We start from the raw sequence: 13396 nt of genomic DNA, 5'->3' as shown, positions 1-13396 counted from the left end.
AAAGGCGGGGTGAGACATGAAGTTCTTCATAGTGTCCAAGGGGGACACCAAATCGAACGCACTTAAAGATAAGATGATGAACTATATGATTGACATGAACATGGAACTGGATGACAAGAAGCCGGATATCGTCATTTCCGTCGGTGGGGATGGCACGCTGCTGCAGGCTTTCCACAGCTATCAGCACCTGCTCGACCATACGGCTTTCGTCGGTGTACATACCGGGCATCTCGGTTTCTATGCAGACTGGCTGCCCCACGAAGTGGAACGGCTCATCATCGCCATCCAAAATGATGAATTCCAGGTCATCGAATATCCACTTCTTGAAACGATTATACGGTATGAGTCGGAAGGAACCGAAACGCGGTACCTCGCACTCAACGAAGCGACCTTGAGGACGGATGACGGCACCACCTTGGTGATGGATGTCGACCTCAGGAATCAGCATTTCGAACGCTTCCGTGGAGACGGATTGTGCATCTCGACCCCGTCCGGCTCGACAGCCTACAACAAGGCACTCGGCGGCGCACTGATCCATCCTTCGCTGGAAGCAATCCAGATCACTGAAATCGCGTCGATCAACAACCGGGTCTTCCGGACCGTAGGCTCACCGCTGGTATTGCCTAAACACCATACCTGTCAGGTGCTGCCGGTCAACAGCGAAGTCTACAAGATGACGATCGACCACATCAATCTTGTGCATAAAGGCGTCAAATCGATACAATTCAGGGTTGCTGATGAAAAAGTGAGATTCGCCCGCTTCCGTCCGTTCCCATTCTGGAAACGGGTGCACGATTCTTTCATATCGTAGGAAAAGCACTCGCAGGGTGCTTTTTTCTTTTGTTTTGATGTAGAATGAAATTCAATATGAACAGGTGGTGGCAAAATTGGTTGAGACAATCGAGAAGACTGAGATGGAGATGGAGTACGATGTGCTCCTGGATCACCTCAGGAATGAACGTATAGATGACTTCCGGGAAGCTTTCCTGGACCTGCATAATTATGATCAGAGTGAATTTTATCTTCTGCTTGAAGAAGAAGATCGGCAGCGGCTCTACCATTTCCTCAGCCCGGAGGAGGTAGGGGAGTTCTTCGACAGCCTAGAACTTGATGAGGACGAGTATGATGAAATATTCGAAACGATGGACGCCCGCTACGCTGCAGATATGCTTGCAGAGATGCAGTACGACAACGCAGTGGATATATTGAGCGGCGTTTCAAAGGAAAAGCTGACCTCATTTCTGACGCTGATGCCGAGGAAGGACGCGCAGGAAATACGCAAGCTGATGAATTATGAAGAAGATACCGCCGGTGGTATCATGACAACGGAGTTCGTCAGCCTCACTTCACTGATGACCGTCAGGGAGGCCATGCGCCACCTCAAGCTGAAGGCGCCGGACTCGGAGACGATCTACTACCTGTTCGTCGTCGATGAAGGACGCAAGCTGGCGGGGATCCTTTCTTTGCGTGAACTGATCATAGCAGATGATGATGCCTATATCGGCGATATCATGATCGAACGTGTCGTCTCCGCCCGCGTTTCGGACGACCAGGAGGAAGTGGCGCAGATTATGCGTGACTATGACTTCCTGGCGATGCCGGTCGTCGACTATCAGGGTCATCTGGTCGGTATCATCACGGCCGATGACATCATGGACGTCATCGATGAAGAGGCAAGTGAGGACTACTCCAGGCTTGCCGGTATGAGTGAAATCGAGCCGACTTCGGATTCTTCCTTCTCCACAGCCAAAAAGCGCCTGCCGTGGCTGATCGGTCTGACTTTCATGGGGATGATCACCGCTACAATGCTCACGCGCTTCGAAGATACGCTGGCGCAGGTTGCCATATTGGGTGCATTCATCCCAATCATCGGCGGGATGGCGGGAAACAGCGGGACACAATCTCTGGCGGTTGCGGTGCGGGGGATTGCGACCGGTGAAATAAAGGAATCGAGCAAGGTTAAACTTGCCTTCCGGGAGATGGGTTCCGGCTTGATAACAGGGTCGGTCTGCGGGATTCTTTTGTTCACCATCATCACCTTATTGTATGATTCGTCAATTCTTGGTATGATCGTGGGCGTCAGTCTGCTGATTGCGATGACGTTGGCGACACTGCTCGGCACACTCATCCCACTGGTGATGGATCGCTTGAATATTGATCCGGCGGTGGCGAGCGGGCCGTTCATCACCACGTCAAACGATATCATCAGTCTGCTCATCTATTTCACACTTGCTAACGCACTAATGTCTTACCTCATATAAGGAGTAGCTTATGGAACACGGACCATCCGTAGTGTCGTTGGCCATCGTTGTGCTGGCGGCATTACTGACCCCTATACTCATCAGCAGATTGAAAGTCAGCTTCCTGCCGGTCGTTGTGGCGGAGATTATCGTAGGCGTCATCATCGGCGACTCCTTTTTCGATATCGTCGACGGCAACGACCCTTGGCTGAAGGTATTGTCTACACTTGGATTCATCTTTCTGATGTTCCTCAGTGGACTTGAAATCGATTTTGACGCGTTTACGCAGAAAGCGAGTCGCCAGAAGAAATCAAAGATCCTGAAAAGGCCGTTGCCGAACATACTGATGCTGACGACGGGCATATTTGCAGCGATGCTCGGCCTAAGCCTCTTGTTTGCGCTGCTTATGCGGGGCCTTGGGATATTTGACGATGTCTTTCTGCTCGTCATCATCATCTCAACCATTTCGCTTGGTGTCGTAGTGCCGACTTTGAAGGAGGCGAATCTGATCAGCACCCGGATGGGGCAGATCATCCTGCTGATTGCAGTCATTGCGGATTTGACGACGATGATAATGCTCGCCCTCTATTCCCAGCTCTACGCGGATGCAAGCAAGCCGCTGTGGCTGATGGGGATACTTGTGGCCTTTGCCATCCTATTCTATTTCCTCGGCCGTGTCATGAACGGCTCGGAGTTCATCAAATCTCTGAATAACGGTACGATGCAGATCGGGATGCGCGGCGTCTTCGCCCTCATCATCATGCTTGTCGCTTTGGCTGAAGGTGTCGGGGCTGAGAATATACTCGGTGCCTTCATCGCCGGCTGTATCGTCAGCCTGCTGAAGCCGGACCAGGATATTGTCCATAAGTTGGACTCGTTCGGCTATGGATTCTTCATCCCGATATTTTTCATCATGGTCGGAGTTGAGTTGAATCTGCCTGCGCTGTTTTCGGACAGCCGGGTGTTCGTACTGATTCCGGTACTGCTGTTTGCGTTTCTGTTCAGCAAACTGATACCGGTGGCGTTCCTGCTGCGGTATTTTGACTTGAAGCGCGTCACGGCAGCCGGTTTCCTGTTGACCTCGACACTGTCGCTCATCATCGCAGCGGCAGTCATCGCCGAACAGATCGGCATGATAACGAATTCCGAGAGCGGCATGTTCATATTGAGTGCTGTCATCGCCTGCATCATCACCCCGGTCGTCTTCAAGCAGCTCTACCCGGAAGGTGAGAATGAAGACCGTGTCATCAATGTGACGATCTTCGGCAACAACCAGCTGACAGTGCCGGTGGCGCACAGCGTCGCCGGGGGTCTGTATAATGTCAGGCTCATCTTCCACAAGAATTTTTCCGACTCTAGGGAAAGGAATACAGAGAACCTCTCATTCCAGGAGATACCGGAGTATTCCGAAGAAGCCCTGGACGCAGCCGATGCATTCGACAGCGATATCGTGGTCGTCGGAGCCAATGCGGCGGACATCAATTGGCGTGTCGCGGAAATGGCTAAAAATCGGGGAGTGGAACGGATCATCTACAGAATCGAAGACCCGACAAGGGAACAGGCCATCAAAGGACTTGGATACGAGCCATTCTCTGCACTGTTGAGCTCGAAGACACTATTGCGCGGATTGATCGAATCTCCGCACATGATGGATCTCCTGACGGATGAAGAGACGGCCATCTATGAGATACAGATGAACAACTACCGCTACGATGAAATGATCCTGCGTGACTTCCCGTTCACTGCAGATATCATCTTCCTTCGGATCATGCGTGGACAGGAGTCGATTGTGCCCCACGGGGATACCAGACTCCAGGTGGATGACCGTATATTCATGACGGGATCTAGGGAGTATGTGGAAGAATTGAAGCGGGAACTGGAACTATATTAACGAATGCACCCTCCGGGGTGCATTTTTTCTTATAAGATGGTGCTTTCTTTTTTGTTGCAATCAGAGATGAAAAACTGTAGATTAGTAGTAGGTACTAACATTAAATCATAAGCACGTGGATATGGATCCATGTGTAATGAAAAAGGGAGTTTATGACTTATGAATCTCGAAGGTAAAACTTTTGTTATCATGGGCGTTGCCAATAAGCGCAGCATCGCCTGGGGTGCCGCGCGGGCCCTCGATAAAATGGGTGCAAAACTGGTATTTACAATATTGAATGAACGCTTCAGGCGCGAACTGGAGAAAATCTTGGGTGACCTAGAAGGCAACCACGACATCATCGTGGAATGTGACGTCACGGACGACAAGCAGGTAGAAGCAGCGTTCAAGGAAATCGGCGAGAAGACAGGCGGCATCGATGGTCTGATGCACGCAATCGCATATGCTGGAAAAGATGAACTCCAAGGCGGCTACAGCGATACTACCCGTGAAGGCTTCAAAAACGCTCTCGACATCAGTGCGTATTCCCTGGCAGTGGTATCAAAACATGCTAAAACAATCATGAATGAAGGCGGCAGCATCGCAACGATGACTTACCTCGGCGGAGAGCGCGCAATGCCTAACTACAATGTCATGGGTGTTGCCAAAGCAGCCCTCGAATCCAGCGTACGCTACCTTGCACTCGACCTCGGCGAGTCCGGCATCCGCGTCAACGCCGTTTCAGCCGGCCCGATCCGTACCTTGAGCTCTTCAGCGGTCGGAGATTTCAAATCCATCCTGAAGGAAATTGAAGAACGTGCACCACTTAAACGCAACGTTGATCAGCTTGAAGTCGGCAACACTGTCGCATTCCTGCTCAGTGATTTGGCGAGCGGCATCACAGGAGAAGTCCTCCATGTCGATTCCGGTTACCACATCATGGCTTAATATAGCTGAAAAAGCAGCACCCGAAGGTGCTGCTTTTTTATTTCGGGCTGTATCCGTTGTTGAGTAGAGTGGTGCTAATTCCCGTTCGTCGCGTGGACGAGGGCGAGTTGGGGTGCTAATTCTCGTTCGTCGAGCGGACGAGGGCGAGTTGGGGTGCTAATTCCCGTTCGTCGCAACAAACGAACGAGAGTTACATCAAAACTGACCACCATCCAGCTTAAGCGGGCAATAAAAAAAAGCGTTCCAAATATATTGGAACGCTCCTTGACACTCAGCCTTCGCCGAGTTTATATGTTTCATATACCTGCCAGACGCCATTGTCGAGCTGGTAAAGAAGACTCATTTTATCAAGTGTTTCTTGGTGATCGATGCCCACCATGCTGAGTTGGCCGAAGATGTCTTCGTACTCCTGGGTAGTCTGTCCTTGGGCAATCGTCAAGTGTGGCACGAAAGGATGGCTGTTTTCGCCATAGAATTCGCCATCATTCAAATCGTCATGCAGAGCGACAAGTTCGTCATTCTTTTCTACTTTGAAATAGATGACTAGAGAGTTCGGTGAGAAACTTGAAACTTTCTTGATTTCGATGTCAGTTGGTTTGTGCTTTTTAGCAATTTCTTTTAGATGTTGTGAAATTTTTTCTTTTTCGGATTCATCCGCTTCAAACTTTTCCTTTAGAGTGATATGCGGGGGGATCAGTGCATAATGCGCATCATATCTTTTTCTATATTGGTTGACTTTATCCTGCAGCTGTTTAGATGGAAACATTGCTATTCCGAAATTCATCGTAATTCCTCCCTGCTTTGTTATACCTTAAGTATATCAAAGTTTTCTCAAAATGCCATAATATTCTAACTTAAGAAGTGTTTCATCGCCGGTTCCAAGATTGGTTTCCACGTTTTCCAGATGTGGCCACCGTCTAACTCTTCATATTTATATTCAAGCAGCCGGGTGGAAAGATGCTCATGCAGTTTGCGGTTCGGCATCAGGAAATCGGCACGATCTTTCGAGATGCTTTCAAAATCATCCTCTTCCAACCCTATAGTATGATACATGTCAAGATGCATGAGTGAACTTTGGGATTCGAAGCGGGCGATGAAATCATCGTCAACATAAGGACTGAGCGCCAATACATTGGAAAATGTGGCCGGATAGGTGATGGCGACCGACAATGCGAAGCTTGCAGCGAGCGATTCCCCCATCAATGTGCGGGAAGTGCCGACCTTTAGTGTCGGGAAGTGTTCATCAACCCAACTCATCAACTCATGGGCAGTGAAAGAAACGAATTTTTCATGGTGCTTGCCGTTCGGGCTGAAGTGGTCATAACGCCAGTCGACGTCAGGGTAGGGCACCCCGATGATGATGGCCCGGTCTATCTCTTCTGCCTCACGCAATTTCTCATACGTCCGTTCAAGCTGTCCGAAGCGGAAGAAGTCCTGGCCGTCGAATGTAATGATGACCCTGTGTTTATAAAGGTCTGAAAAGTTTTTTGGTATATAGTACTGGATTTCATAAGTGTCATTTAAAATTTCCGATTTGAAATCAATACTGTGTATTTTCCCTGGTGTCATTTCCATAAAAATTACCCCCTCTTGGTTATTCTACCAACAAGGGGGCAAGTGTGAAACATCAATGATGGTATTTAACGCTCATCATCGCCGTAATTCATATTATATTCCTGTTCATCCTTAAGGCGTTTCGGATAGTCCACATGCCAGAAATCTGCCGATTTGACTGTAGCTGGGTCTGGAGAGTAGATTGCGTACTTTCCTGAGCCCTTTTCCTTCTTCTGCTTCTCGAAGTCCTTCAGTGCAGCGATGGCCGGCTTCTGCAGGATGAGTATGCCGATGACGTTCAGCCAGGCCATGAGGCCTACACCGAGGTCACCCATATCCCAAGCCAATCCAGCCGAGTTGATCGTGCCGTAGAATACCGAACCGATCAGCAGCACGCCGAGCAGAGTCTTTACGATCGGCCAGCGGCCTTTCGTCAGATAGACGAGGTTCGTCTCTGCGATGTAGTAGTATGCAAGTATTGTAGTATAACAGAAGAATAGAAGTGCAAATGAGATGAAATAAGAACCGAATCCGACGAAACCAGCCTGGAAAGTATCCTGGCCACTGAATGCCTTATCGAGGCCGGCCTGTGTATAGGCCACTGTGCCTTCTACGTTCTGCTCGCCACCCGGCGTTTCCTGATAGACACCACTGTCTACGAGGAGGCCACCTTCACCATCTGAAACATTGTACATGCCTGTCATAAGAATCATGAGAGCCGTCGCCGTACATACGAAAAGTGTATCGACATATACGGAGAATGCCTGTACAAGTCCTTGTTTGGCAGGATGTGAAACTTCAGCTGCACCTGCTGCGTGAGGTCCGGTACCCTGACCGGCTTCATTGGAGTAGATGCCGCGTTGGACGCCGATTGCGATCATCGCGCCGATGATGCCGCCGAACTGCTGCTCCATGCCAAAGGCACTTTTGAAGATGAGAGCGAACATGGCAGGTACTTCCTGGATGTTCATGATGACCACGATGATGGCCACCAATACATATACGAGAGCCATGAACGGCACCACTGCCGTTGCAACATTGGCGATTGATTTGATCCCGCCGAAGATGACCAGGCCGACAAGTACTACAAGAATCGCGCCGATCACCCAGTGTGGCATGGTGAACGAGTTCGTCATGGAACCTGCTATAGAGTTGGACTGGATGCCCGGAAGCAGGAAGCCAGTGGCAAGAATCGTTACAAGTGCGAAAACTGCGGCGTAGATTTTACCGAACTTCCCACCTATCCCCTTTTCTATGTAGTACGCTGGACCACCGCGGTACTGATTGTCTTCATTCTGCTTATAGATCTGCGCCAGAGTGGATTCCACAAATGCGCTGCCTGCCCCTAGGAAGGCAATGAGCCACATCCAGAATATCGCACCTGGCCCCCCGATGTAGATGGCTGTAGCGACCCCGACTATGTTCCCCGTACCGACACGGCCGGATAAAGATACAGCCAAGGCTTGGAAACTGGAAATTCCGACTGGTGATCTTTCACCTTGGAACATAAGCCGGATCATTTCCTTGAAGTGCCTGATCTGGAAGAAGCGCATCCTCAAACTGAAGTACAGTCCTACGGCCAGCAGACCGTATACAAGAGGCGAGCTCCAAACGAGGCCATTAAGAAAATCAACGATTGTCTGCATACTATTTCCCCTTCCCCTTTGTCTTGAAGATTCTGACAACTTTAATTTTACTTGTATACAATTCATTTGTCCATATAAATATTATTAGGTATTCTAATTTATGATACAATGGGTTCTACTTTAACAACCCGTAAGGAGATTATGCCAATGACTAATAAAGTATGGTTCCAAACTGGTATTGCAATCATCATTACACTGCTGATCATCATGCTGGTCATCAGGGTCCAGGTCATTTTTGAACCGATATTCACGGTAGTCGCGACGATTTTCTTCCCGCTTCTGCTGGGTGGCCTCCTGTATTATATCACTGAGCCGATACAGCGCTTTCTGGAAAAACGGCGTGCCGGGCGCCTGACGAGCATTCTGGCGGTTTTCGTCATCATTCTGCTTTTGCTTGCCCTCCTCACCATCCTGATCGTACCAATGGTGACGCAGCAAGTTCAGAATCTGATTTCCCGTGCCCCAGTAATTCAGAATGAGATAGAACAGCTGTTCAATTATGCACTTTCCCAGCGGGATAAATTGCCGTTCGATCCGCAGAAATATATCCAGGATGCCCTGGACCGCGGTTCGGAGATGCTGTCGAACGTAGCGAGCAATGTCATGGCGATCCTATCAGGTACGGTCAGCGTGCTGATCACGTTCATTCTAATTCCGTTCTTCTTCTTCTTCCTGCTGAAGGATCATGAGAAATTCGTACCGGCGATGGTGTCTCCATTCAAAGGGACATTCAAGCAGTTCCTGACCGAACTGCTGCATGACATAGACAATACTTTACGTGCATTCATCCAAGGTCAGATGCTTGTCAGCTTCATCCTTGGCATCATCCTCTACATCGGCTATGTTTCCATCGGCCTTGAATATGCACTGCTGCTTGCGATATTCGCATTGTTCATGAACCTGATTCCGTTCATCGGGCCCTGGATGGCTTTCATCCCGGCTGCGCTGCTTGCATTGATCCAGGAACCCATCATGCTGGTGTGGGTGTCCCTGATCACTTTAGTCGCCCAACAGATTGAAAGTAATCTGATTACACCGAATGTAATGGGCCAGACACTGAACCTTCATCCACTTACTGTCATAACAGTCGTTCTTGCGGCAGGCAATATCGCCGGGTTCATCGGCATGCTGATTGCGATACCGACTTATGCAGTAATCAAGACCGTCATCAGAAATATATGGAACTACCGTGCAAACATCAGAAATACGATGCTGTCGGAACCGCGCAATACCTAGACCGGACGGGGACTTTCCCCGTCTTTTTTGATGATGAAATGGCTCATTGCCGCTTGCCCGAGATGAAAAGCGGGTATAAGTAATGGAATAATCCTGATGGGGGATGATGCCATGAAAGTGACAATAGTAGGGATGTGGAACAGTTTTCCGAAGTATTCGGAACCGACATCCGGCTGCCTGATGCAAAAGAATGGAGTGAATCTGCTGATCGATGCAGGCAGTGGCGTAGCCGGCCAAGTACAGAAGTATGTTGATATCCACACCATCGACCACATATTCCTGACACACTACCACCATGACCACGCAGGGGACATCCAAGCTTTTGTACTGGCGCGGAAACTGGCACGGGAACATAAAAAAACCGACCGCAATCTGAAGGTGTACGGGCCGGAAGGCGGTCTGCCCGTACGCGAGATCCGCCGTGCACGATATAGCACATTCCAGCCCATCCGGGCTCAAAAGACTTATACAGTCGGTCCCTTCAAACTGGAGTTCCACCGCAACGAACACAGTACGGAAACTTATGCAATACGGGTGACGGATGATACCGGTGCCGTCCTCGTCTATACGTCGGATACATGCTACCGGGGCAGCCTGGTGCGCTTTGCATTCGGGGCCGACCTGCTCATTACCGACTGTAGACTGTATGAAGGCTATGACGGCAAAGTGGAAGGCCATATGAATGCAGAAGAGGCTGGACGCCTGGCGTCGAAGGCAGACGCTACCGAGACGATACTTACAAATTTGCCTCACCACGGCGCGTTGGAAGTACTGCTTGACAGTGCCAAGCAGCACAGGGTAAAAAAAATTAGGCTGGCCGAGGCCGGCATGCAAGTTGAAATATAGGAGACGTAGAGTGTAGATTCCTGACAAAAAAAGGATGGCACCCATTTGGGGTCCATCCTTTTTATGCGGCATCTGAAGTGCGCCGCTCCTCTGAATCAATCTGATACAATACCCGGTTGATCTCCACCTGGTTGATCGCTTCCACAACGAAGTACGCAATGATGGAATAGATGATGATAACCGCAATCAGCAGCACATTCGATTGGATGACGCTTAAAACAAGCGCCGGCATGAAGACGAGGGCCATGAAGATGAGGAGCATACCCAAACGGTTGCCGCTTATCGCCCGTTGGGCTGTGGCGACCTCCTCGCTATATTCACGGTTGATGCGCTCGAGATCTATCGCAGACGGGTCCCGGTAAAGTTTCGTTATCCGGATATCTCCACCATATGGATTTTCAACATAACGCAGATCCATATGACTGTTGTTCCATGTCAGATACTTAAAAAAATTCACAATATTCCTCCTAACTATTCAAAAGATTGTGCGTTTATTATATACTGTATACATATTTAATTCAAAGGGGTGTTTTAGATGGCGCAGAAAGGATCGGATGACAAGCAGTTTTCGAGACGCGATTTCCTTAAGACGACCGGTGTGGCCACGGGAGGCATTATCGGAGGTTCCCTGATCGGCGGCTTTGTCGGCTATAATTTGAACGATGGCGACACCGCCTCAGACACCAGTGGCGAGAACAAGGGTGAGGGCGCGGCAGACGGCGGGTCAGAGAACCCCGGCCGGATCTTCTTCCATAATGATGCACAGTTCGAAACGATTTCACAGGCCATGGAGCGCATTTATCCGGAAGATGATATGGGGCCCGGCGCAATCAAGCTCGGTGCACCGTATTTCCTTGATATGCAGCTGGCAGGCGCATACGGCAACAACTCCAAAGAATACATGAAAGGGCCATTCTATGAAGGGGAACCAACCCAAGGCTATCAGTCGCGCCTGACGCGGGCGGAACTGTTCACTTTAGGCATAGAGCGCCTGGATGCGGAAGCCAACGAGGCATTCGACGATGATTTTTCAAAGCTTGACGGAGAAGATATGGATGAAGTGCTGACGAAATTCCAAAAGGGTGAAGCGGATATGGGCGTGCCTTCTGCGACAGCAAAACCGGAGGACTTCTTCAACCTGCTGCGTTCCGCGACAATCGAAGGGGTCTACTGCGATCCGATGTACCGCGGCAACCGTGGTATGGAAGGATGGAAGATGAAGCAGTTCCCGGGACACCAGCACCAGTATATCGATAAGATCGACAGCGGAGAATTTGAGGATATCAAACCGCAATCTCTATATGGAGGTAAAAGCTGATGGCAAAAGAACTTGATAAAGTGGATGTATTGACGGTCGGCGTTGGATGGACAGGCGGCATCATAGCAGCTGAAGCAGCCAAAGAAGGCTTAAAAGTAGTGGGCCTTGAGCGCGGTAAGGAACGGGGTACGGAAGATTACCAGAATATCCATGACGAATACAAATACGCGATACGCTATGAACTGATGCAGGATGTCTCCAAAGAGACGCTGACGTTCAGAAATTCACCTGACCAGCGGGCCTTGCCGATGCGCCAGCTCGGCTCGTTCCTCCTTGGTGAAAACCTCGGTGGAGCGGGGACGCACTGGAATGGGCAGACATGGCGGTTCCTGCCGTACGACTTCGAAATCCGCAGCATGACGGAAGAGAAGTACGGTGAGGATAAACTGATGGAAGATGACGGTTACAGACTCCAGGACTGGGGCATTACATACGATGAGCTGGAACCTTATTTTGACCGGTTTGAGAAGACGTGCGGCCTTTCCGGTGAAGAGAACCCACTCGGCGGCAAGCGTTCGGATGCCTATCCGACACCCCCTATGATCAAGACACCGATTCTTAAGAAATTCGAAAAAGCATCATCCGGGCTTGGCTACAGCCCAATCATGATGCCTTCGGCAAACTTGAGCGAAGCATTCGAAAATCCGGACGGCCAAAAGATCCAGGCCTGCCAATACTGTGCGTTCTGTGAACGTTTCGGCTGTGAATACGGCGCGAAATCCTCTCCTGAAATCACGGTGATACCAGCTGCCCGGGAGACCGGCAACTTTGAAGTGCGCACACACTCCAATGTCGTTGAAATCCTGACGGACGAAGACGACGACAGCCGGGTGACCGGCGTCAAATATGTCGATACACGCACCCGGGAGGAATTCATCCAGCCAGCGGACGTGGTTGTGCTGAACAGCTATGTATTCAACAACTACAAGCTCCTCAGGGTATCAGACATCGGCAAGCAATATGATCCTGAGACGGAGGAAGGGACGCTTGGACGCAGCTACTGCTACCAGATATTTGGTGGTGCCACAGGCTTCTTCGATGAGCAATTCAATACATTCATGGGAGCCGGTGCATTAGGAATGGCATTTGATGACCACAATGGGGATAACTTCGACCATTCGGATCTCGATTTCCTGCATGGCGGCAACATCTCGGTCACACAAACAGGCAACCGTCCGATTGCGACAAACCCGCTCCGCCCGGACACACCGTCATGGGGCAGCGAGTTCAAGAAGGAATCCATCGAAAACTATACGCGTACATTAAGTGTTTCAGGCCAGGGCGCAACGCTGCCGCATAAGGATAATTACATCGATCTTGACGAAACGTATAAGGACGATTACGGTGTGCCGCTCGTCAAATTGACATACAACTTCAAAGACCAGGATCGTGCCCGCCATCAGCATCTCGCCGAACGTTCGGCTGAAGTGCTTGAGGAGATGGGGGCTAAAGAAGTATCGAAAGCTGCAGAACTCGGCGACTACAGCATCGTACCTTACCAGTCCACGCACAACACAGGCGGTACGATCATGGGGGATGATCCCGAGAAGAGTGTCGTCAACACCTGGTTGCAGCACTGGGATCGTGATAATCTTTTTGTGGTCGGCGCGGGAAATTTCGTGCATAATAGTGGATATAACCCAACCGGTACTGTGGGTGCACTTGCATACCGCTGTGCTGAAGGGGTGATCCGATTCGCCAAGGAAGGCGGACGTCTTGAAGATAAGTAGGTGATATA

The 13396-nt window shown here is 50.0% G+C and carries 12 protein-coding genes; 8 read left to right on the top strand and 4 right to left on the bottom strand.

The features are described 5' to 3' along the window. Positions 1-16 precede the first annotated feature (16 nt). The 4 genes from ACFFLE_RS04050 to fabI all read left to right on the top strand — a co-directional run bounded on the left by ACFFLE_RS04050 (position 17) and on the right by fabI (position 5058). Positions 17-811, top strand: coding sequence for an NAD kinase (locus ACFFLE_RS04050; protein WP_380569870.1), 795 nt, complete (start codon positions 17-19; stop codon positions 809-811). Between the two features lie 103 nt (positions 812-914). Next, positions 915-2261: a magnesium transporter gene (mgtE, locus tag ACFFLE_RS04045; protein WP_380570018.1), complete on the top strand. Its 1347-nt coding sequence runs from the start codon at positions 915-917 to the stop codon at positions 2259-2261. Positions 2262-2271: 10 nt separating this feature from the next. Further along, positions 2272-4131: a cation:proton antiporter domain-containing protein gene (locus ACFFLE_RS04040; RefSeq protein ID WP_380569869.1), complete on the top strand. Its 1860-nt coding sequence runs from the start codon at positions 2272-2274 to the stop codon at positions 4129-4131. Between the two features lie 159 nt (positions 4132-4290). Next, positions 4291-5058, top strand: coding sequence for an enoyl-ACP reductase FabI (gene fabI / locus ACFFLE_RS04035; protein ID WP_380569868.1), 768 nt, complete (start codon positions 4291-4293; stop codon positions 5056-5058). Between the two features lie 271 nt (positions 5059-5329). On the opposite strand, the gene ACFFLE_RS04030 is transcribed toward fabI, so the two are convergent. The 3 genes from ACFFLE_RS04030 to ACFFLE_RS04020 all read right to left on the bottom strand — a co-directional run bounded on the left by ACFFLE_RS04030 (position 5330) and on the right by ACFFLE_RS04020 (position 8258). Further along, a complete protein-coding gene (locus ACFFLE_RS04030; protein ID WP_380569867.1) occupies positions 5330-5842 on the bottom strand; it encodes a YjcG family protein in 513 nt (170 codons plus the stop codon). A 65-nt stretch (positions 5843-5907) separates the two neighbouring features. Beyond that, the gene (locus ACFFLE_RS04025) at positions 5908-6633 is read right to left on the bottom strand and encodes an alpha/beta hydrolase-fold protein (protein WP_380569866.1); all 726 of its coding nucleotides are present in this window, start codon (positions 6631-6633) and stop codon (positions 5908-5910) included. A 65-nt stretch (positions 6634-6698) separates the two neighbouring features. Further along, on the bottom strand, positions 6699-8258 hold the full coding sequence (locus ACFFLE_RS04020; protein WP_380569865.1) for an alanine/glycine:cation symporter family protein: 1560 nt from the start codon (positions 8256-8258) through the stop codon (positions 6699-6701). A gap of 147 nt (positions 8259-8405) precedes the next feature. On the opposite strand from ACFFLE_RS04020, the gene ACFFLE_RS04015 reads away from it, so the two are divergent. Both ACFFLE_RS04015 and ACFFLE_RS04010 read left to right on the top strand, forming a co-directional pair. Beyond that, a complete protein-coding gene (locus ACFFLE_RS04015; RefSeq protein WP_380569864.1) occupies positions 8406-9494 on the top strand; it encodes an AI-2E family transporter in 1089 nt (362 codons plus the stop codon). A 111-nt stretch (positions 9495-9605) separates the two neighbouring features. Then, complete coding sequence (locus ACFFLE_RS04010) at positions 9606-10340, top strand: MBL fold metallo-hydrolase (RefSeq protein WP_380569863.1); 735 nt, start codon at positions 9606-9608, stop codon at positions 10338-10340. Between the two features lie 61 nt (positions 10341-10401). On the opposite strand, the gene ACFFLE_RS04005 is transcribed toward ACFFLE_RS04010, so the two are convergent. Next, positions 10402-10797 (bottom strand): hypothetical protein, encoded by a 396-nt coding sequence (locus ACFFLE_RS04005; protein ID WP_380569862.1) that lies wholly within the window; start codon positions 10795-10797, stop codon positions 10402-10404. Between the two features lie 78 nt (positions 10798-10875). On the opposite strand from ACFFLE_RS04005, the gene ACFFLE_RS04000 reads away from it, so the two are divergent. Together ACFFLE_RS04000 and ACFFLE_RS03995 are read left to right on the top strand one after the other, a co-directional pair. Next, a complete protein-coding gene (locus ACFFLE_RS04000; RefSeq protein WP_380569861.1) occupies positions 10876-11658 on the top strand; it encodes a gluconate 2-dehydrogenase subunit 3 family protein in 783 nt (260 codons plus the stop codon). Further along, positions 11658-13388: a GMC family oxidoreductase gene (locus tag ACFFLE_RS03995; RefSeq protein WP_380569860.1), complete on the top strand. Its 1731-nt coding sequence runs from the start codon at positions 11658-11660 to the stop codon at positions 13386-13388. The genes ACFFLE_RS04000 and ACFFLE_RS03995 overlap by 1 nt, the downstream gene beginning before the upstream one ends. Positions 13389-13396: the final 8 nt, after the last annotated feature.

It is taken from the genome of Salinicoccus siamensis (assembly GCF_042429615.1).
In the GTDB taxonomy this organism is placed as follows: Bacteria; Bacillota; Bacilli; order Staphylococcales; family Salinicoccaceae; genus Salinicoccus; species Salinicoccus siamensis.
The sequence above is the reverse complement of the archived record's forward strand: the minus strand, read 5'-3'. Positions and strand labels throughout refer to the sequence as shown.